This window comes from Qipengyuania rhodophyticola (genome assembly GCF_042493225.1).
GTDB lineage: Bacteria > Pseudomonadota > Alphaproteobacteria > Sphingomonadales > Sphingomonadaceae > Erythrobacter.
Window position 1 is genome coordinate 2,216,507 of the sequence record NZ_CP170454.1, and the last position, 20,117, is coordinate 2,236,623.

At 56.8% G+C, this 20,117-nt stretch carries 20 protein-coding genes; 15 read left to right on the forward strand and 5 right to left on the reverse strand.

Annotated elements, in window-relative coordinates:
* The first annotated feature begins 5 nt into the window (after positions 1 to 5).
* On the forward strand, positions 6 to 554 hold the full coding sequence (locus tag ACFCXQ_RS10600) for a CAP domain-containing protein (RefSeq protein WP_379550400.1): 549 nt from the start codon (positions 6 to 8) through the stop codon (positions 552 to 554).
* Positions 555 to 574: 20 nt separating this feature from the next.
* Entirely contained in the window at positions 575 to 1,237 is a 663-nt protein-coding gene (locus ACFCXQ_RS10605; RefSeq protein WP_379550402.1) for a CAP domain-containing protein, read from the forward strand.
* A gap of 6 nt (positions 1,238 to 1,243) precedes the next feature.
* On the opposite strand, the gene rdgB is transcribed toward ACFCXQ_RS10605, so the two are convergent.
* The gene (rdgB, locus tag ACFCXQ_RS10610) at positions 1,244 to 1,882 is read right to left on the reverse strand and encodes an RdgB/HAM1 family non-canonical purine NTP pyrophosphatase (RefSeq protein WP_379550404.1); all 639 of its coding nucleotides are present in this window, start codon (positions 1,880 to 1,882) and stop codon (positions 1,244 to 1,246) included.
* Positions 1,879 to 2,592 (reverse strand): ribonuclease PH, encoded by a 714-nt coding sequence (gene rph, locus ACFCXQ_RS10615; RefSeq protein ID WP_379550406.1) that lies wholly within the window; start codon positions 2,590 to 2,592, stop codon positions 1,879 to 1,881. The genes rdgB and rph overlap by 4 nt, the downstream gene beginning before the upstream one ends.
* Positions 2,593 to 2,677: 85 nt before the next feature.
* Here rph and hrcA point away from each other — a divergent pair, with 85 nt between their 5' ends.
* Positions 2,678 to 3,721, forward strand: coding sequence for a heat-inducible transcriptional repressor HrcA (hrcA, locus tag ACFCXQ_RS10620; RefSeq protein WP_379550408.1), 1,044 nt, complete (start codon positions 2,678 to 2,680; stop codon positions 3,719 to 3,721).
* Positions 3,722 to 3,734: 13 nt separating this feature from the next.
* Positions 3,735 to 4,325 carry a nucleotide exchange factor GrpE gene (grpE, locus tag ACFCXQ_RS10625; RefSeq protein WP_379550410.1) on the forward strand — a complete coding sequence of 197 codons (591 nt, stop codon included), beginning with the start codon at positions 3,735 to 3,737 and terminating at the stop codon, positions 4,323 to 4,325.
* On the opposite strand, the gene ACFCXQ_RS10630 is transcribed toward grpE, so the two are convergent.
* Both ACFCXQ_RS10630 and ACFCXQ_RS10635 read right to left on the reverse strand, forming a co-directional pair.
* Positions 4,322 to 4,855 (reverse strand): vgr related protein, encoded by a 534-nt coding sequence (locus ACFCXQ_RS10630; protein ID WP_379550411.1) that lies wholly within the window; start codon positions 4,853 to 4,855, stop codon positions 4,322 to 4,324. The genes grpE and ACFCXQ_RS10630 overlap by 4 nt on opposite strands.
* A 35-nt stretch (positions 4,856 to 4,890) precedes the next feature.
* Positions 4,891 to 5,376: a copper chaperone PCu(A)C gene (locus ACFCXQ_RS10635; RefSeq protein WP_379550413.1), complete on the reverse strand. Its 486-nt coding sequence runs from the start codon at positions 5,374 to 5,376 to the stop codon at positions 4,891 to 4,893.
* Positions 5,377 to 5,546: 170 nt separating this feature from the next.
* On the opposite strand from ACFCXQ_RS10635, the gene dnaK reads away from it, so the two are divergent.
* The 4 genes from dnaK (at position 5,547) to ACFCXQ_RS10655 (ending at position 10,317) form a co-directional block, all read left to right on the forward strand.
* The gene (gene dnaK / locus ACFCXQ_RS10640) at positions 5,547 to 7,478 is read left to right on the forward strand and encodes a molecular chaperone DnaK (RefSeq protein ID WP_379550415.1); all 1,932 of its coding nucleotides are present in this window, start codon (positions 5,547 to 5,549) and stop codon (positions 7,476 to 7,478) included.
* Between the two features lie 80 nt (positions 7,479 to 7,558).
* Positions 7,559 to 8,683: a molecular chaperone DnaJ gene (gene dnaJ, locus ACFCXQ_RS10645; protein WP_379550417.1), complete on the forward strand. Its 1,125-nt coding sequence runs from the start codon at positions 7,559 to 7,561 to the stop codon at positions 8,681 to 8,683.
* 55 nt (positions 8,684 to 8,738) lie between these two features.
* Positions 8,739 to 9,371: a DUF6445 family protein gene (locus ACFCXQ_RS10650; RefSeq protein WP_379550419.1), complete on the forward strand. Its 633-nt coding sequence runs from the start codon at positions 8,739 to 8,741 to the stop codon at positions 9,369 to 9,371.
* A gap of 46 nt (positions 9,372 to 9,417) precedes the next feature.
* Entirely contained in the window at positions 9,418 to 10,317 is a 900-nt protein-coding gene (locus tag ACFCXQ_RS10655; RefSeq protein ID WP_379550421.1) for an MBL fold metallo-hydrolase, read from the forward strand.
* Positions 10,318 to 10,332: 15 nt separating this feature from the next.
* On the opposite strand, the gene ACFCXQ_RS10660 is transcribed toward ACFCXQ_RS10655, so the two are convergent.
* The gene (locus ACFCXQ_RS10660; RefSeq protein ID WP_379550423.1) at positions 10,333 to 12,684 is read right to left on the reverse strand and encodes a patatin-like protein; all 2,352 of its coding nucleotides are present in this window, start codon (positions 12,682 to 12,684) and stop codon (positions 10,333 to 10,335) included.
* Between the two features lie 69 nt (positions 12,685 to 12,753).
* Between ACFCXQ_RS10660 and radA the strand changes: the two genes are divergently transcribed.
* The 7 genes from radA (at position 12,754) to proS (ending at position 20,055) form a co-directional block, all read left to right on the forward strand.
* A complete protein-coding gene (gene radA, locus ACFCXQ_RS10665; protein WP_379550425.1) occupies positions 12,754 to 14,121 on the forward strand; it encodes a DNA repair protein RadA in 1,368 nt (455 codons plus the stop codon).
* 22 nt (positions 14,122 to 14,143) lie between these two features.
* On the forward strand, positions 14,144 to 14,671 hold the full coding sequence (locus ACFCXQ_RS10670) for a CvpA family protein (RefSeq protein WP_379550427.1): 528 nt from the start codon (positions 14,144 to 14,146) through the stop codon (positions 14,669 to 14,671).
* The gene (locus ACFCXQ_RS10675; RefSeq protein WP_379550429.1) at positions 14,668 to 15,108 is read left to right on the forward strand and encodes an iron-sulfur cluster assembly scaffold protein; all 441 of its coding nucleotides are present in this window, start codon (positions 14,668 to 14,670) and stop codon (positions 15,106 to 15,108) included. Before ACFCXQ_RS10670 ends, ACFCXQ_RS10675 begins: the two co-directional genes overlap by 4 nt.
* A 35-nt stretch (positions 15,109 to 15,143) precedes the next feature.
* Positions 15,144 to 16,790, forward strand: coding sequence for an MFS transporter (locus tag ACFCXQ_RS10680; RefSeq protein WP_379550430.1), 1,647 nt, complete (start codon positions 15,144 to 15,146; stop codon positions 16,788 to 16,790).
* Positions 16,780 to 17,823 (forward strand): alanine racemase, encoded by a 1,044-nt coding sequence (gene alr / locus ACFCXQ_RS10685; protein ID WP_379550432.1) that lies wholly within the window; start codon positions 16,780 to 16,782, stop codon positions 17,821 to 17,823. Before ACFCXQ_RS10680 ends, alr begins: the two co-directional genes overlap by 11 nt.
* 98 nt (positions 17,824 to 17,921) lie before the next feature.
* Positions 17,922 to 18,464, forward strand: a complete 543-nt coding sequence (phaR, locus tag ACFCXQ_RS10690) for a polyhydroxyalkanoate synthesis repressor PhaR (protein ID WP_379550434.1) — start codon at positions 17,922 to 17,924, stop codon at positions 18,462 to 18,464.
* A gap of 46 nt (positions 18,465 to 18,510) precedes the next feature.
* Complete coding sequence (proS, locus tag ACFCXQ_RS10695; protein ID WP_379550436.1) at positions 18,511 to 20,055, forward strand: proline--tRNA ligase; 1,545 nt, start codon at positions 18,511 to 18,513, stop codon at positions 20,053 to 20,055.
* Positions 20,056 to 20,117: the final 62 nt, after the last annotated feature.

The following is a 20,117-nucleotide window of genomic DNA, read 5'->3' on the forward strand; positions in this document are numbered from 1 at the left end:
GGGCTATGGCAGCTTTCGCGCTTGGTGTGAATGCGCCTGCAAAGGCTGACGATGGGCAAGCTCAAGCTAGCTCCGCAATTGCGGCGGCTCGCCTCTACACGGCCCAAGGGCCGCGCAAGAGCGTTTCAAAGCGCCTGCTCGAAAATCACAACTCTGAGCGTACGAAGCTTGGCCTGCAACCGCTGCGCTGGAACGCGCAACTCGAGGCAGAAGCAGCCCGTTGGGGTGAAACTTTAGCAGGCAAGGGTTACCTGCAGCATGCCGACCAATCGGCGCGTTCTGGCGCTGGTGAGAACCTGTGGATGGGAACCGCCGGATATTGGGACGTGGATGGCATGTTCAAAATGTTCATCGATGAGCGGAAAGATTACCGGCACAAGACGTTTCCCAATGTCTCTCGCACAGGTGATTGGAAAGATGTTGGCCACTACACGCAGATTGTTTGGCGCGACACCCGCGAAGTCGGCTGTGCAGTGGTTACTGGCAATGGCAATGACGTGCTTGTCTGCCGCTATTGGCCTGCCGGCAACGTGCTCGGTTCCAAGGCATACTGAGCCGCGAGAGGGCCTTCGCCATGATGATTGACAGCGCAAAACTGGTTCTCACTGTGGCGCTCGCTGGCGCATTGGCGAGCTGTGGCGGTGGCGATTCATCAAGCACGAGCGGCTCAGGTGGTGCTGTTGCTGGTGGAACCAATCCGACGCCGACGCCTACGGCAACAGCCACTCCAACTCCTACACCGACACCCACCCCAACGCCTTCTCCGACAGAATCAGGCGGTCCAGCGCAGACCACTCAAGATGCGATGAACGCGGTTATGCTGCGCACGCATAACGAGGCGCGCGCAGAAGTGGGCGTGGCTGCGGCGACGCTAGATCCAGAACTAAGCCGTCAGGCGCTCGAATATGCCGAAGAAATGGCCCGCACCGGCAATTTTGCGCATAGCTCAAGCTCTCAAAGGCCAAATCAAGGTGAGAACCTGTGGGCCGGCACTGAGAACGCATTTGCTTATGAGCGGATGTCAGGCGCTTGGATTGATGAGAAGCAATATTACATCCATGATCGCTTTCCCTATGTGAGTAACACCGGCCGTTGGCAGGATGTGGGCCACTACACCCAGATCATTTGGGAAGATTCGACACGGCTTGGCTGCGGTATTGCGAACGGGCGGGGACGTGATTGGCTCGTCTGCCGCTATGGCCCGCCCGGCAATGTCTCCGGCCAATTCGCTTACTAATAAGGCCTAACCGAACTGCTCGGCAGTAAGCTTTGCGAAGGCATCTGCGCGGTGGCTTATCCCGTGCTTTTCTGATGGCTCAATCTCAGCGAAGGTTTGTCCGCGTCCTTCGGGCACAAACACCGGATCGTAGCCAAAGCCAAGCGTTCCGCGCGGTGGCCAGGTTAGCGCTCCGGGCGCGCGACCCTCATACACCGCATGCTCCCCATCCGGCCAGGCGATCGCCAGGACGCAGTGGAACGCGGCGGACCGGTCAGTATCGGGGCCCATCGCTTGCAGCAGCCCCTCAACCTTGCCCATCGCCATATACCAATCGCGGCCCGGCTCGCCCTCAAACCACTGCCTCTCGGCCCAATCCGCCGTATAGACGCCAGGACGACCATCAAGCGCGTCAACAGACAGGCCGCTATCGTCCGCCAGCGCAACAATGCCAGAGGCTTCCGCCGCAGCGCGGGCCTTTATGAGGGCATTCTCAACAAAGGTGGTGCCGGTCTCGGGCGGCTCTGGCAGGCCCAGAGAACCTGCAGAGATGCATTTCATCCCGTATGGATCGAGCAGCGCTCCGATTTCCTTCAATTTGCCTGCATTGTGAGTCGCAATCACGAGTGATCCTGATCCCAACCTGCGGGCAGAATTGCTGCTCATTGTACTGCGTCTTCCTGTGCCGCAAAAATACGATCACAGCCGATCCGCGCAAGGCGTAGCAAACGCAGAAGCTCTTCCTCATCATAGGCCGCGCCCTCTGCTGTGGCCTGAGCTTCGGCGATCTTCCCACCCTCAAGCAGCACGAAATTCGCATCCGCTTCCGCGTTTGAGTCTTCAGGATAGTCGAGATCGAGCACTGGAGTGCCTTCAAAGATGCCGCAGGAGATTGCCGCAATCTTTGACGTGATTGGATCGTCCTTGATAGCGCCCTCCGCCATCAACCCGTTGACCGCGAGACGCAGCGCAACCCAAGCGCCAGAAATCGATGCGGTACGCGTTCCGCCATCGGCCTGAATTACATCGCAATCGAGCGTAATCTGACGCTCGCCAAGCTTCTTCAGATCGACCACTGCACGCAAAGAGCGCCCAATAAGCCGCTGAATTTCCTGTGTCCGCCCGCTTTGCTTGCCGCGAGCTGCCTCACGGCTGCCGCGTGTATGGGTGGCGCGAGGAAGCATGGAATATTCGCCGGTGACCCAGCCTTCGCCCTTGCCGCGCAGCCACGGCGGGATGCGTTCCTCAACGCTCGCGGTGCACAGCACTTTGGTTTCGCCAAAAGAGATAAGGCACGAGCCCTCAGCATGTTTGGTGTAGCCAGTTTCGATGGTTATGGCGCGCATTTCGTCTGGCGCGCGTCCTGAAGGGCGCATGAAGTTCTCCGGTGAAAATTTATCTTGGATGGCGCGTTAGGCGGTAAAGGGTTGTGAGAGCAAGGGGAGTGGCTAGATAGTCTCTATGGGACCACTTCCACTCACAGAATTAACGACCCGTGCCCGCGATATCTTCCGCCTGGTGGTGGAGGAATATCTGGAAAGCGGGCAACCGGTTGGGTCCAAAGCGCTCGCGCAGGATCGCGGGGTCAATCTCTCGCCTGCATCTGTGCGCTCAGTGCTGTCCGATCTGGAGCAGGCGGGGCTGCTCGCAGCTCCGCATACAAGTGCGGGCCGAATGCCGACCGAAGTTGGCTTGCGGCTGTTTATTGACGCGATGATGCAGGTGGGGGAGCCTTCGCCAGCAGAACGCGCAGCGATTGAAGAACGCCTCAAAGATCCGGGACCTATTGAGCATGCTTTGGAGCAGACTAGCGCGCTGCTTTCTGATCTATCGGGCGCGGCGGGCATGGTGATGGTGCCTCAGCGGGAAGGCAAGCTCAACCAGCTGAGCATTGTTCCGCTTGCGCCGGGCCGCGCAATGGTCGTGCTGGTCGGCGAGGATGGCCATGTCGAAAACCGAGTGATTGAGCTGGGCGGTGAAGATAGTGCCGCAAGTTTTGAGCAGGCGAGCAATTATCTCACCCACATGGCGCAGGGCAAAACGCTCGCGGAAGTCCTCCGGGATGTCGCCAGCGAGATTGCTACTGAGAGAAGCGCGCTCGACACTGCGAGTGCAGATCTGGTCCAGCGCGGGCTGGCCGTGTGGAGCGAGGATGCGGCGAACCGGCCAGTGCTGATTGTGCGCGGCCAATCCAAGCTGCTCGATGATTCGGCGTTGGGCGATATCGAACGCGTGCGCTCGCTGCTTGATGACCTCGAGAGCAAGCAATCGCTTGCAGCGCTGCTGGAACGCGCGCGCAAAGCCGACGCTACCCGCATTTTCATTGGTAGCGAGAACCGCCTTTTCTCTTTATCGGGGTCATCGGTCATCGCCTCGCCGTATAAAGATGCCGAGGGCAGGGTGGTTGGTGTTCTGGGGGTCATCGGTCCCACGCGGTTGAATTACGCGCGGGTCGTCCCCATGGTTGATTTCACGGCCCGATCTTTGGGCAAACGTATCGGATAATTTGGATTTCTCAGTGAACAGCGAAACGAACGGTGAGCCGCGCGACGAGGCGGTCGACAAAGAACTAAAGGGCGTGCCAGAAGAGCTGCTGGATAGCGGTGATGACGGAGAAGAGGATGCGGAGAGCGGCCTCGGAGAGGCGCTCGAGGCCCTCAAGGGCGACCTCGACAACGCCAAGCAAGAGGTGCTCTATGCGCGCGCGGAGACACAGAATGTGCGCCGCCGTCTCGAGAAAGACGTCCAGGATGCCCGCAACTACGCAGCTACTGGTTTCTCACGCGATATCCTGAGCGTGGCGGACAATCTCGCCCGTGCGATTGATCATGTACCCGCTGAACTAAAGGATAGTGAGCAAGCAAAACGCTTTATCGAGGGCATTGAAGCGACTCAGCGCGAGCTGGAAAAAGTCTTCGGCCAGCATGGGATTACGCGCATTGCCTCAACAGGCTTGCCGCTTGATCCGAACCAGCATCAGGCGATGATGGAAGTGCCCACGGACGAACATGAGCCCGGCACAATCGTGCAGGAAATGCAGGCAGGGTACATGATCAAAGATCGCTTGCTGCGTCCGGCTATGGTTGGGGTCGCCAAGAAGCCGGACTAAGTCGCATCGGCTTTGTTCGCACCAGGAAAGCGGACGAGCAGATCATAGGCCGCTTCATCGGCAACGCCTGCAACTTTGACGCCGTTTCTCAGCCAAAATGCGTGCTGCACGATCATTGCCTGCTGCTCAATCCCATAGCGATACAGCGGCCAGCCGGGTTTGAGGCTGTAGTCGTACCGGTGCGAAAACGGGCGGATAAGCGGCAGATACCACCAGCCCATTTTTTGTGTTTGCCAGACATGGACTAGCTCATGGATCAGCAGGCCTTGGCGGATTGTGCTCTCTCTCGCGAAGTCATCGCAATAGGCGTCACCTTTGGGATGAAAGTGGACATGCCCCCAAGGTGCCATGGTGACTTTGCGGGGCTGGAATGGGAACCACTTGCGGCGTCGGATCGTGACTTTGTCATAGTCAATCGCGGTGCCGAAAATGCTCCGTGCAAAGGCGATCTCACCCCGAGTAAGCTGGCGTTCGCCGCCAGCTGGGCAGGGGGCTAATGCCTGTTCCTCAGGTGTCTCATCCCGGCTCATCTCTTTCGAGACCGGTAATGAGGCATCCTTATCATTCAGCGCTCTTCTCCAGCGGCCTTGATTGGCACGTCAAAGCTATGCTTGTCGCCTCCCGCCACGGTCAGTGTGACCTCAGTCGTGCCACCAGCGATTAGATCTTCCGACACATCCATGGCCATCACGTGTTTGCCGCCCGGTGCAAACTCCACCGTATCGCCAGTGTTTAGCACTACCGGCAGGCTGGGCTGCATGGTCATTTTGCCATCCATCTCAACCGTATCATGCATTTCAGAACTTCCTGCACCTGCGACATCGGCCCGCCGTATCGCCAAATTCCTATCGCCAGTATATGTCACGTCGAAATAGACAGCGGCCGGGTTGCCCTTCACCGGAGGTAGTACCAGACGGCCATTGGCAATTTCCAATCCTGCGATCCCAGCTGGCGCTTCTGCATCCGCCGGTTCGGCTGTCTCTTGCGAGCATGCGCCGAGGCCAAATGCGGTCGCGATCATCAGCACGCCAATGTAAATCGGTGCTTTCATAACGTCTTTCCTCTCTTGGAACTGTGCAAAAAACTAGCGGCGTGCGTCCCTTGTGCCAAGAAAAACCGCACCTATATCCCCCATGCAAACCGAGCCGTCGAGGTGTTCTGCCTTACAGGAGAGCCAACAGCGCGGCGTTGAAACAACTGACCTGAATGGATGGGGTAAGAATGAGCAAAGTTATCGGTATCGACCTTGGCACCACAAACAGCTGTGTCTCGGTGATGGATGGGGGCAAGCCCAAAGTTATCGAAAATTCAGAAGGCGCGCGCACGACGCCTTCGATTGTGGCCTTTACCAAAGAAGGCGAGCGCCTGATCGGTCAGCCGGCGAAGCGTCAGGCTGTCACTAACCCCGACAATACTCTGTTCGCGATTAAGCGCCTTATCGGTCGCCGCTTTGATGATCCGCTGACCAAGAAAGATATGGAGCTGGTCCCCTATGACATCGTCAAGGGTAAGAACGGCGATGCATGGGTGGAAGCTGGCGGCGAAAATTATTCGCCTTCACAAGTCTCTGCATTCATCCTGCAAAAGATGAAAGAAACCGCTGAGAGCTATCTCGGCGAAGATGTGACGCAGGCGGTTATCACTGTTCCAGCATACTTTAACGACGCTCAGCGTCAGGCGACAAAAGACGCCGGGCAAATCGCCGGCCTTGAGGTTCTACGTATTATCAACGAGCCAACTGCTGCTGCGCTCGCCTACGGGCTTGAGAAGAATGACGGCAAAACCATCGCGGTTTATGACCTTGGTGGCGGTACTTTCGATATCTCGATCCTAGAGATCGGTGACGGCGTATTCGAAGTGAAGTCGACCAATGGCGACACGTTCCTCGGCGGTGAAGATTTTGACATCGCGATTGTCGAGCATCTCGCTGACGCCTTCAAAAAGAAGGAAAACATGGATCTGCGCAAGGACAAGCTTGCGCTGCAACGTCTCAAAGAGGCGGCGGAAAAGGCGAAGATTGAGCTGTCCAGCTCGGCCTCAACCGAAGTGAACCTGCCTTTCATTACTGCACGTATGGAAGACGGCAGCTCAACGCCTTTGCACCTGGTTGAAACGATCACGCGCGCTGATCTTGAGAAGCTGGTTGGTGACCTCATCAACCGCACGCTCGATCCTTGTAAGAAGGCTCTGAAAGACGCTGGCGTCACAAAAGACGAAATTGATGAAGTGATCCTGGTCGGCGGCATGACCCGCATGCCCAAGGTCAACGAAGTCGTTGAGAAGTTCTTCGAAGCCAAGCCGCACACTGGTGTGAACCCGGACGAAGTGGTCGCAATGGGTGCCGCCATTCAAGCAGGCGTTCTGCAGGGCGACGTTAAAGACGTGCTGCTGCTCGATGTGACCCCGCTTTCGCTGGGTATTGAGACGCTCGGCGGCATCATGACCAAGATGATCGACCGTAACACGACGATCCCGACCAAGAAGACGCAAACCTACTCGACTGCTGAAGACAATCAGCAGGCCGTGACGATCCGCGTGTTCCAAGGCGAACGTGAGATGGCGGGCGACAATAAGATGCTCGGCCAGTTTGATCTTGTCGGCATTCCGCCTGCGCCGCGCGGCGTTCCGCAAGTTGAAGTGACCTTTGACATTGATGCGAACGGCATTGTGAACGTGTCTGCGAAAGACAAGGGCACGGGCAAAGAACAGCAAATCCGCATTCAGGCATCGGGTGGTTTGTCCGATTCCGACATCGATCAGATGGTTCAGGACGCAGAGAAGTTTGCCGAGGAAGATAAAAAGCGCAAAGAGTCGGCCGAAGCTCGCAACCAGGCGGACAGCCTGGTTCATGCGACTGAAAAGCAGATTGAAGAGCACGGCGACAAGATTGACGACACGCTCAAGTCCGATGTCGAGGCGAAAATCGCTGAGCTAAAAACCGCCCTTGAGGGCGATGATGCGGACGCAATTTCTGCCAAGGCGCAGGAGCTTACCGAAGTCGCTATGAAGATGGGTCAGCAGATTTATGAGCAAGAGCAGGCAAATGCTCCGGCTGATGGCGGTTCTGATGAAGCGTCAGCGGACGATAGTTCTGCCGATGAAGATGTTGTCGACGCCGAATTCTCGGAAGTCGATGAAGACAACAAGGGCTGATTGCCCAACATGATTGTGTGCCTTGGCTAATGCGTTGTGCATTGGTCGGGGCACCATCGTGTTGATCTGCGAGGACGCGCATGTCTGCCACTGAAGTGGATTTCTACGAGCTGCTGGGGGTGGCGCGGGATGCTGATGGAGCGACGCTCAAGTCGGCTTACCGTAAACTTGCCATGAAGTATCACCCGGACCGCAATCCGGGAGACACCGATGCGGAAACGCAATTTAAGGCGGTAGGTGCCGCTTATGAGGTCCTAAAGGACCCGCAAAAACGTGCAGCTTACGACCAATATGGCCATGCCGCGTTCCAGCAAGGTGGTCCTGGCGGCGCTGGTGGCCAAGACTTCGGCGATATTGGCGACATCTTTGAGACCATTTTTGGCCAAGCCTTTGGCGGCGGTGGAGGCGGCGGACGTCAACGTGCGCGGCGTGGGGCTGATTTGCGCTATGACATGGAAATCACCCTCGATGAGGCGTTCCATGGCAAATCAACCGAGATCGAAATCGAAGTCAGCCAATCTTGCGATACTTGCGGCGGTAGCGGCGCAACCCCCGGCACGGGCAAGCGCACCTGCAATCTGTGCAATGGCTATGGAAACGTCAGGGCCAAGCAGGGGTTCTTTGTGGTAGAACGACCATGTCCCAATTGCCATGGACGCGGTGAAGTGATCACCACGCCATGCCGCGATTGCGGCGGTGAAGGACGTAGAGATGTGCCGCAAGCGCTCGCGGTCGATATACCACCTGGCGTCGATACTGGCACGCGGATAAGGCTATCAGGCAAGGGCGAAGCCGGGCCGCACGGCGCGCCTCCCGGCGATCTTTACATCTTTGTTCATATCAAACCGCATGACATATTTGAGCGCGAAGGCACGACCTTGCTCACGCGCGCGCCGATCAGCTTTACCAAAGCTGCGCTTGGCGGCGAGATTTGTATTCCAGACTTAGATGGTGAGACGGTGACGCTCTCCATCCCGGCGGGTATCCAGTCAGGGCGGCAATTGCGCCAACGCGGTGCGGGTATGCCCGTCTTGCAAGGGCGCGGACGCGGTGATCTGGTGGTTGAGATTGCAGTGGAAACGCCCACTAAGCTCTCCAAGGAACAGAAAGCCATTCTTGAGCAATTCCGCGAAACCGAAACGGGCGATGAATGCCCTGAAAGCCGCGGTTTTTTTGACAAGCTGAAAGACACTTTCGGCGTTTGATCTGCGAAGCCTTCGGGGTTGATGGATAGATCAGGACCGGGCAAAAGCTCGTGCCATGTTGCCGTCACTGCTGATTGTTGATGATTTTCTTGCTGACCCATGGTCGGCTCGTGCGCAGGCGCTCGCACTTGATTTTGACCCGGCGCAGCAATTTGGCAATTTTCCCGGTCGCAATTCAACCACAGCACTGCCGACTGAACATATTGACGGCGCAGTCTCGCGTTTGATCAGTCAGCAAGTGCGCGGGGCGGCAGGGACCAATCACGGGCATTGCCGCATCACATTGCGCGCTGACAAGGGCAAGAGCGGTGTGCATATTGACCCGGCGGCCTATTCCGGAATTCTCTATCTTTCGCGGCCAGAAGATTGCGCGAAGCCGAACGCTGGCGGCACTGATTTCTTCCGCCATAAGCGAACAGGATTAGAGCGTGCACCAACCGATCTGCCGGGCGCGCAGGCGGCTGGCTATCTTGATCCAAATGCCTTGATTGATGGTGTGGTAAATCAGGATACGACCAAGCCTGCCAAATGGGAGCGGGTGATGCGAGTGCCCGCGCGTTTCAATCGCTTGCTGCTCTTCTCACCTTGGCATTTTCACAATGCGGCACCCGGCTTTGGCCAGACCGACGAAGATGGCCGGCTTGTCATGCTTTTGTTCTTTGAAATGGCCCTCGACACAATGGGTTAGGAGGCGTAACTCTCAGGACGATACCCAAAACTTGAGAGGATCACTCATGAACCGCACCCTATTTTTCGCCGCAACTACTCTTGCGATGAGCCTCTCGGCACCAGCTGCCGCTCAGAGAAATTTCGATGATGTGCAGATCACTACGCAAGAGATTGCTCCGGGTATTGCGGTCCTGTTTGGTGCGGGCGGAAACATCGGTGTGAGCCATGGCGAAGATGGCACAGTGTTGATTGATGATCAGTTTGCCCCGCTAACTGGCAAGATACAGGCTGCAATTGCCGAGCTCGGCGCGACGCCAGTTCAATATCTGATCAATACGCATTGGCACTTTGACCATACGGGCGGGAATGAGAATTTCGGCAAAGCGGGCGCGACAATTTTTGCGCATAACAACGTGCGTGTGCGTATGGCGGCGGGCGGAACTGCGGCAGGTAACCCAACGCCTCCGGCGCCCAAAGTTGCGCTACCGGTCGTCACGTTCGAGCAAGGCGTTACGTTGCACGTTAATGGCGACACGTTAAACGTCATCTCGACCGGTGGCGGTCACACTGATGGCGATAGCGTAGTGCATTGGGTGGATGGCAATGTCGTCCATATGGGTGATCTGTACTTCAAGATCCCGGGATACCCATTCATTGATACAAATTCAGGCGGTAATGCCATCAACGCGATGAACACGCTCGATAGTGTCATCCGCATGATTGACGATGAGACGAAAGTCATTCCCGGACATGGTCCAATGTCAAACAAGGCCGAACTGGTCGCGTATCGTGCGATGATTGGCCAAGTGGTTGATCTGGTGAAGGCGCTGCGCGAACAGGGTATGAGCAAGGAAGAGGCCATCGCGGCCAAACCGCTTGCGGACTTCAACCGGGGCGAAGGCTTTATCGGACCTGACGCCTTTGTCGGCGCAGTCTATGACAGTCTGGTCGCATCAGGCGGTTAAGGTTCTTCGAGAGCGTCAACTCTCAGAGGACAAGCGCTCCAACACTTCTTGACGCAAGCGCTCGATCAATTTCGGCGAACACCGTTCTGCTTTGTCTTCTTCAGCTAAGATCGCGAGGAAGGCATCGCGCTTGTGGGTGTTGCAAACGTCATCTTCGAGCGGTGTGTCCAGCGTGGAGCAGAGCAGGTCGATCATCCGTTCTGCGCCGTGCAGGCGGCCCCACAGATAGTCATTCTCCCGGTAAGCGCGTGAGAAGAATGCGCCGAAATTGTAGAACTCTGTCCCGCGCAGCGTCGCCTTCGTACCTCCATCGCGAATCGAACGCGCGTCTTCAGGCGAGATCCGGTCCACTTTGATCGGGTCAAACTCTGTGCGTCCCTCATCTGGCAGCAAAGTTAAGGTCGCGACATCGAAGAAGGGAAAACCAAGATATGTCAGCAGTATCTTGCGCTTCAAATCCTTCGGCATGGCATGAAGGGCTGCTGCGAGCTTTTCTTCCACCAGAGTATCAATTTCGGGAAGCAGCCGTTTGCGCTCCAACATGTCGAGCACCTGCGCCGGATCACTCAGCACGTTTTGCGCTGCCTTGGCGAATGCTTCATCCGCTTGTGCGCTTTCGTTGGCCTCAAGGTAAAGCGAGAGGCAGGCGTAAATTTCCTCGCGAGCTTGATCGAGCGCTTCGTCAGGTATGCTAGGATCAGCTTCCCAGTCTCGCGAAATTCGCCGCGCAATTAACCGCAGGCGCCGAATGCGAAAGCCAACGTCATGCGTACGAAAGAAATGGATCGCTTGCTCATGCGCGCCAACGCCATTTGCTGATAGACCGTCGAGCCCCCGCCGGGACAACTCGCCGCGCAGGGCATTTTCGATCACCTCAAGCCCGGGCGAAGATAGCTCGGGCGCCGCCTTGTGTGTGATGGTGGCAAGCCGGGAGAGGATGCCCGCAAGCTTGGCCTGTGCGTAAGCCTGAAAAGCGTAGCCGGAACGTTCAGCTGCGGCCTGCTGTGCTTTCTGGCGCCAATTGTTCAGGCGCTTGGGCGTTGGTCGATCCAAAAAGAGTGTCCGGCCAAACAGTTTCTCAACCGCCGCTTCTATTTCGGGCCGCAGCCTTAGCAAAATGCGCCTCAAGCGAATGGCCGCGGCGCTCTGCTCCTCAAGTGTTTCGAGGTTGTCGCGAATGGGCTGCTCGCGTGGCAGGGTGGAAAGCGAGCCAAATATTGCCGCGAAAAAGCCAACTGGCTGCGTGTTCTTTTCCTTAAGCTCCCCAAACCTATCAGGCCGTGGATCGACATAAACAAACCGCCTGTCAATTTCGCGCTGCGCTGGGCGCCCTTGCAGAGCATCAATAGCCCCTTCGAACGGTTTGTTGACTAATACAGAACCATCAATCAGTGACAGTCCTTCGATCATGCCCTGGCGATGTTGGGCGGGCATCACGCGGCGCAAGAATGCCTCACGCTCTGGCCAAGTCCTTTCAGTTTTCTCTGCGAGTTTATCGATCTCAGACAATTGTAGCGGCGGGAACGCCCCGGGAAAGCTCGCTGTGGCGCGTGCGGCAAGCACGAGCTCAAGCGTATTGGCGAGGCCTGCTCCGGGCATAGACGGCGCAAAGGCGCGGAAGGCGATAGGTAACCGGTGTTCGCTTTCTTCAACGACCGGTGGGCTGTTCAAGTTTAGGTGCGACAGAGAACCGCGAAAATCGGTCGCAGTCACAAACAGATCAAGTGGGTGACCCTGTGGTAACAATGGATTGCCGCTCGGCGTTTGTTCCATTGCGGAAAATGCTCGTTCCAGCAGGCTGGAAAAGCCAAGCCCGCTAAAGGGCGGTTGAAACCAACGTCCTCTCACCAGATGCGAGACCTTGCGGCGGACCTCTTTTTGCGTTTCAGGTGCAACGCTCTCAGTCACGGCATTGCCCGGACGTTTCAATATCCAGTTCGCAATTGGCTGTGCCCAGAATTTGGCGAACTTCCAGATGGGCCGCGCGTCAGGGTCGGTCAACTCGTCAACATCAGCAACGTCAAGCCAGAGGTTTGTCAACGGATCGAGCGATTGGCCGGAATGGACCGCTTGGGCGAGGAACACCGCATTAATGCCGCCCGCGCTGGCGCCTGTTAGAATGTCAGGCAAGACGCGCAAGCGGAGCCCGCGTTGCTGCTCGATCTCTTCCATTAATCGGCGATATACGTACGACACACAGGCGTCAGGATCGTCCACGACTGACGGGGGCAAATCACCGATCCCAGCATGAAAATCACGGCTCGCTCGAGACAGGTGCCACAGCTCCTTGGTGACGCCGTGCATATAGACAGCGAGGCTAACGCCTCCATAACAAACCAGCGCGATCCGGAGCTCTTTTTGACGCATGTGGGGATTGTGGCGTGCTCCGTCGGCTTTGGCAATTGCGTTCTTGCAATGTTCTGTTAAATGGCAGAGATGGCTAAGCCGAAAAAGCGTTATGTCTGTCAGTCCTGCGGGAGCGTATCTGCTCGGTGGCAGGGGCAGTGTCCTGATTGTGGTGAATGGAATACGCTGACCGAAGAGGCGCCGGCTACGGTATTTTCGCAGAAGCATGATTTGTCGAGCGGTGGCAAGGCGGTGGAGCTTACACTGCTCGATCAGGCGGGCGAACTGCCCAAACGACAACCAACCGGCCTAGCTGAATTTGACCGCGCACTAGGAGGGGGACTTGTGCCGGGCTCGGCGATTTTGATGGGCGGTGATCCCGGCATCGGTAAATCAACCTTGCTTTTGCAGACGGCCGCCAAGGTCGCTCGAGAGGGACATGAGGTCGTTTATGTGAGCGGGGAGGAGGCTTCTGGCCAAGTGCGGATGCGCGCCTCGCGTTTAGGGCTTGCTGATGCTCCGGTGAAGCTTGCCGCGGCCACTTCAGTTCGTGATATTCTGACCACGCTGGGAAGTCTCGAGAACCCGCGCTTGGTGATCATCGATTCGATCCAGACGATGTACTCCGACACGATCGAAGGCGCGCCTGGCACCGTAAGCCAAGTGCGCGGCTGCGCGTTTGAGCTGATCCGTTATGCGAAGCAGAATGACGTCGCGCTCGTGCTCGTTGGTCATGTGACCAAGGACGGTAATATTGCTGGTCCACGTGTTCTTGAACACATGGTCGATGTGGTGATGAGTTTTGAGGGAGAACGCAGCCATCAATATCGGATATTGCGCGCGCTCAAAAACCGCTTCGGCGCGGTCGACGAGATCGGTGTGTTCTCGATGGCCGCCGACGGGCTGGAAGAAGTTGAAAACCCTTCCATGCTGTTCCTGTCTGGGCGCGATCAGCCACTGCCGGGGAGCGCAGTGTTTCCCGCATTGGAAGGCACTCGGCCCGTTCTGGTTGAGGTACAGGCTCTGATCGTCAGGTTGCAATCTGGCGCGACGCCGCGCCGCGCGGTTGTTGGATGGGACAATGGCCGCTTAGCAATGCTGCTAGCGGTGCTTGAATCGCGCTGCGGGCTCAATTTCAGTTCGGCTGAAGTCTATCTTAATATCGCTGGAGGATATCGCTTGTCGGACCCCGCCGCGGATTGCGCAATTGCCGCGGCTCTGATCAGCGCCATCGCGGACAAGCCGCTGCCCGCCAAGAGCGTGTGGCTAGGTGAGGTTTCGCTCGCCGGTGAAGTGCGTCCGGTCGCTCACACGTCTCAGCGGCTGGGAGAAGCTGCTAAGCTGGGGTTTGAGATGGGTTTTGGCCCGGAGGAAAAAGGAAAGGCAGCCAAGGGGCTGCGCTACACACGGCTCAACCAGCTCGCTAATCTCGTTGACCGGATCATGGGAACCTCATAACCAGCCCGTGACGGATGGGATTATGACTGGTTTTGATTACATAGTTCTGGGAATCCTTGGTGTGGCGGCCATTGGCGGCTTTCTGCGCGGATTTGTGCAAGAAATGTTGTCGCTTGCCGCATGGGTGCTTGCGGTGTTTGCGATCCGGGCAATGCACACGCCTTTAACAGAAGCGCTTTCGGAGCATATCGGTGACGGTATTTCTACGGCGATCCTCGCTTTTGCTCTGCTACTGCTCATTCCATATGCTGCGATGAAACTCATCGCGGGCAGGCTGGGCCAGGCGACCCGCGATTCTGTTCTGGGCCCGATTGACCGTATTCTCGGCTTCGGCTTCGGCGCAGTGAAGGGCGTGGTGGTTGTCGTGATCGGTTTCTCTCTGTTGACCTTGGGTTTTGACAGTGTGTGGGGCTATAAAGGGCGCCCAACGTGGATTGCGAACGCACGCACCTATGACATTGTTGACGCTGGTTCGCGCAGTCTGGTGGAAATGGTGGCGCAGCGCCGCGCAGAGCTGCAAGGCGATGCAGAGGCCACGGCTGATCCATGAGCGGGTCGCCAAGCGAAGCGCTCTATTCGCCCAGCATCCTAAATCATGCTGTCTCGCTCGCTAATTATCCTCTCGATGATGCGCATACTAAGCGCGCATATGTGACGTCACGTGTTTGCGGAAGCGCGCTCGAACTCGGTCTCGAGGTAGCTGAGCACCAAGCGATCGCTGGGTTGGGCATGCGGGCTAAGGCTTGCGCAATCGGGCAGGCTTCTGCGGCGATTTTTGCCGCTGGAGCGCGCAGTAAAACCAGCGATGATGTTACCGCCTCATTGCGCGAAATTGATGCCTGGTTGGCAGGCGACGGGCCGCTGCCAGACTGGCCTCAGATCGGTGATCTTGCTGCGGCATTGCCGCATTCAGGAAGGCACGAAGCCATTCGCCTGCCGTGGAGAGCGGCGATTGCCGCGCTTTGCAACGACGAAACAGCGCGTTAGTAGCAGGTGCAAATCACAGATTAGGGAATGTCCGTATGGGGACTGCAGCCAGCGAAACTTCGGTTACACCGCGCGAACCAACCGAAAAAGAAATTAAGCTCGTTATCGGCGCCAGCTCTGCGGGCACGGTATTCGAATGGTACGATTTTTTCATTTACGGTACGCTCGCATACATTTTGAAAGACGCGTTTTACGACGTTGATAATGAGACGCTCGGTTTGCTTTTGGTCTGGTCTACCTTCGCGGTGGGCTTTGCTTTCCGTCCGATTGGCGCAATCCTGTTTGGCTTTTTGGGCGACCGGCTAGGGCGTAAATACACGTTTCTTGTAACCGTCACTTTGATGGGGATCGCAACCGCTGGCGTGGGGCTAATCCCGACAATTGAGACTATCGGTATTGCTGCGCCGATTATCGTTATCCTGCTTCGTGTGCTGCAAGGTCTGGCTTTGGGCGGAGAATATGGCGGCGCGGCGATCTATGTGGCTGAGCATGCTCCGCCTGAGAAGCGCGGTTTCTACACCAGCTTTATTCAGGCCAGCGTTGCTGGCGGCTTCGTTCTTTCTATCGCTGTTGTCTTGGCGTGCCGCTTCCTAATTCCGGAAGCTGATTTTGTGGAATGGGGCTGGCGCGTGCCATTCCTGCTGTCGATCATTCTGCTCGGTATCTCGCTGTGGATGCGCCTCATGCTTTCCGAAAGCCCGGTTTTCCAGGCCATGAAAGCAGCTGGCGAAACAGCAGAAAACCCGTTCGTTGAGAGCTTTACTTATCCCGGCAATAAGAAGCGGATCTTCGTGGCCTTATTCGGCGTTACGGGGATCCTGACGACTATCTGGTATACGGCGTTCTTCTCTGGAATGAGCTTCCTGCGCGGGCCCATGCATGTCGAGCCCCTTACTGTTGAACTGATCCTGTTTGCCGCGGGTCTTATCGCGATGTCGTTTTATCTCGTGGTGGGCAAATGGTCAGACCGGGTTGGGCGCAAAAAACCGATCATCATCGGCGCGCTGGCCTCGCTTGTGCTCTTATTTCCATTGTTCTGGGCGATGGGCAGTTTGGCCAATCCGGGCCTCGAGCGAGCGGCGCAGATTTCGCCGGTCACGGTAGAGGGTCCGGAATGCGTAACTGACCCGTTTGCAGAACTTTTCAAGCGCGAGCAAACGCAGTGTGGCCGCGTTCTTGAAGTGCTGACCTCGTCGGGGGTTCGTTATGACGTGACACCAGCGGATAAGTTGACCGTCGCGGCAGGCGGAGACGAAATCCTTCTTGATCCAATCTGGTTTGAACCGCAGGTGGATTTGCGCGGCAACATTCAAGGCGAGCTTGGCCTCCGAGGCTATGACTTTTCCAAGCAACAGCCTGAGTTCGTTAATATCCTTGGCATCATAGGTGTGCTGCTTGCGCTGGGCGCATTGTCAGCGCTGACCTACGGCTCCGTGGCGGCTTTGCTCGCGGAAATGTTCCCTCCCAAAATCCGCTACAGTTCCATGTCGATTCCCTACCATATAGGCGCGGGTTATCTTGGCGGCTTCCTGCCTTTGATCGCGGGCGTCATCGTGGCGAGCACTGGCGATATTTATGCGGGACTTTGGTACACAATCGTGGTGGTTGCATTTGGTGTGATCGTTGCCTGGTGGGGTTTGCCGAGCGGCCCGCCGCAAGATTTCAGCGACGATGCCGCCTGAAACTAGTCCGCCAACGCTGAAACTAAACGTTGGGCGTTCCGCACTAGCGCATAACTGGCGGACGCTTGATCGACTATCCGGCTCTGCGCGCGCGGGGGCTGCAGTAAAAGCCAATTGCTATGGGTTAGGCGTTGATCGATGCATGCCCACGCTTGTCGAGGCGGGCGCTCGCGATTTCTACGTCGCGCATTGGCAGGAGGTTCCACCGCTCCTCACGCATGTCGCGCCAGAACAGGTCAGCGTATTGCACGGCGTTCTCAGTACCCAAGAGGCTGCTTGTGCGCGCTCCATAGGTGTGCGGCCAGTTATCAATTCGGTGACGCAAGCAAAGCTGTGGTCTGAGAGCGGAGGCGGTGCATGTGACTTGATGATTGATACGGGCATTAATCGTCTAGGGGTTGCTGCTGAGGAGCTCGCGGCCTCTGAAATTCAATCGCTCGATGTTCACACTTTGATGTCGCACCTAGCATGTGCAGATGAGCAATCAACGATGAACGCGCGTCAACTCTCATTGTTTCAGGAATGCCTTGGGGCGGTGGCGCATAAAGATTCGAGCCTTGCTAACAGTGCGGGCATTGCTTTGGGGCCGGAATATGGGTTTGGTCTCACGCGACCGGGGCTTTCGCTCTACGGCGGGGTGCCGCGCGAAGAGCTTGCTCAGGACATTCGGCAGGTGGCTTCTGTAAGCGCTGCGATCATTCAAACCCGTATGATCGAGCCGGGGGAGAGCGTGGGTTATAATGCCAAGTTCGTCGCCAAACGCGATATGAAAGTCGGCGTCGTTTCGCTAGGTTATGCTGACGGAATTTTGCGCGGTTGGGGTGAAGGAAACGCGGCTTTCGAGCATGAAGGACAGGCGCTTGCGATCCTTGGGAAAATCTCAATGGATATGATCGTTGTTGACTTATCCAATGCACCTCCACTTACAGAAGGGGACTGGGTCGAATTGCCTTATCACCTGCCAAATGCCGCGCAGAAAAGCGGGCTTTCGCAATATGAATTGCTCACCATTTTGGGGCACCGTTTCGGTTGATATGCCAGTCTATGTTGCACTGCACATTGTGCAAGTGCTAGGTACGCTCATCGAAAGTCATTGCGCACCATATTGCGCAGCATAATGGGGCGAGAAGAATGGCGAAAAACCGCAAAGAAGGCGATCCGATCATCGTAAAGAAGTACGCCAATCGGCGGCTCTATAATACCGATACGTCGAGCTACATTACGCTTGATGATCTGGCGGAAATGGTGCGCAGCAACACGGATTTTGAAGTGTTCGATGCAAAGAGCGGCGATGATATCACGCATTCCATTCTGACGCAGATCATTGTCGAACAAGAGGCATCGGGCAAGCAGATGCTACCGGTCAGTTTCCTGCGCGATCTCATCTCAATGTATGGCAATTCCATGCAGAATATGATGCCTAGCTATCTTGAGGCGAGTATGGCGAATTTCCGTCAGAACCGCGAAGAGCTGACTAAGGCGTTCAAGAGCGGCATATCCAACAATCCACTTGCCAAGATCCATGAGACAAATATGGCGATGATGCGGGCAGCAACGGAAGCATTCATACCCTCGAAAGACGATGCGCAAGAAGACACTGGTGAAGATGAGCTCGCCGCCCTGCGTACTCAAATGGCCGAAATGCAAAAGAAGCTGGACGCGCTCGATAAATAGCGCCATCCGCAGCGCCTGATCTAACCCTTAACGCTTAGGAAATATTGTGGCTGAAATCCGCCATGCGCTTACCATGAAACGCGAAGATGATTTCGCCGCCTGGTACCAAGAGGTCATAACCGCCGCCGACATGGCCGAGGAATCGGGCGTGCGCGGCTGCATGGTTATCAAGCCTTGGGGCTACGGCATTTGGGAGCGCATGCAGCGTTTGCTGGATGACAGGATTAAAGCAACCGGACACGACAATGCATATTTCCCGATTTTCATTCCGCTTTCCAATTTTGAGCGTGAAGCGGAGCATGTTGAAGGCTTTGCCAAGGAAATGGCGGTTGTCACGCATCACCGCTTAATTGCCGGCAAAGATGGCGGCTTAGTGCCTGATCCCGAGGCAAAGCTGGAAGAGCCATTGGTCGTTCGGCCTACATCGGAAACCATTATCGGCGATGCCATGGCGCGCTGGGTTCAGAGCTGGCGCGATTTACCGCTGAAGCTGAACCAATGGGCCAATGTTGTGCGCTGGGAAATGCGCACGCGGATGTTCCTAAGAACAAGCGAATTTCTCTGGCAGGAAGGGCATACTGCCCATGGTGATGAGGCCGAGGCACGAGAGCATACCTTGCGGATGCTCGAGGTGTACCGCGCCTTTGCGGAAGAAGATTTGTCGCTTCCAGTTGTCGCTGGCGAGAAGCCTGAGAATGAGCGGTTTCCGGGCGCCGTTGAAACCTGGTCAATCGAGGCGATGATGCAGGACGGCAAGGCCCTGCAAGCCGGTACCAGCCATTATCTCGGGGAGAACTTCGCGCGCGCATCTGGCATTCAATATCAGGACCGCGAGGGCAAGCAGACCTATTGCCACACGACAAGTTGGGGTGTTTCGACCCGCATGGTTGGCGGGGTCATCATGACTCACGGTGATGATGATGGTTTGCGTGTTCCGCCCGCGATTGCGCCGCATCAAGTGGTGATTCTGCCGATGCTGCGCGACAAGCCGGAAGATCAGGCGCTGATCGACTATTGCGAAGTCCTACGCGCAGCGCTCGCGGAGAAATGTGCGCTGAACGAGCGCGTTCGCGTGCTGCTTGATACACGCCCGGGCAAGGCCGCGGCAAAGCGTTGGGACTGGGTGCGCAAGGGCGCACCGGTTGTCATCGAAGTTGGTGGGCGCGACATGGAGAATGGCGTCATCTCGCTGCTCCGGCGTGATGCGCTTTGGAATGTGGAGAATGGCAAGCCTGCTTTTGCGACGCCTACGCGCGAAGAAGCCGCTGAAACGATCCCCGCGATGCTTGAAGAGATGCAGACCGTTTTGCATGCCGAGGCCAAGGAACGGCGCGAGGCGAACATCACGCGCGGTGTCGCCTCCGTTGAGGAGGTTGAGGCATTCTACAGCACGGATGAAAAATATCCGGGCTGGGTTGAGGTCCAGTGGTCGAAACCAACGGGTGAAGCTCTGGAGCAAGTTGTCGAGCGTTTGAAGGCGCTCAAGCTGACCATTCGCAATGTGCCGGTTGGCTCAGCCGCACCGGACGGCGCGTGCATCTTTACTGGCCAACCTGCGGCCGAACGCATTCTGCTCGCTAAGGCTTATTGAGTTGGCAGGCAAGCGACCTCCCAATCGCGGCAAACCAGCTGGCGGACAATCGCGCGGTGGAA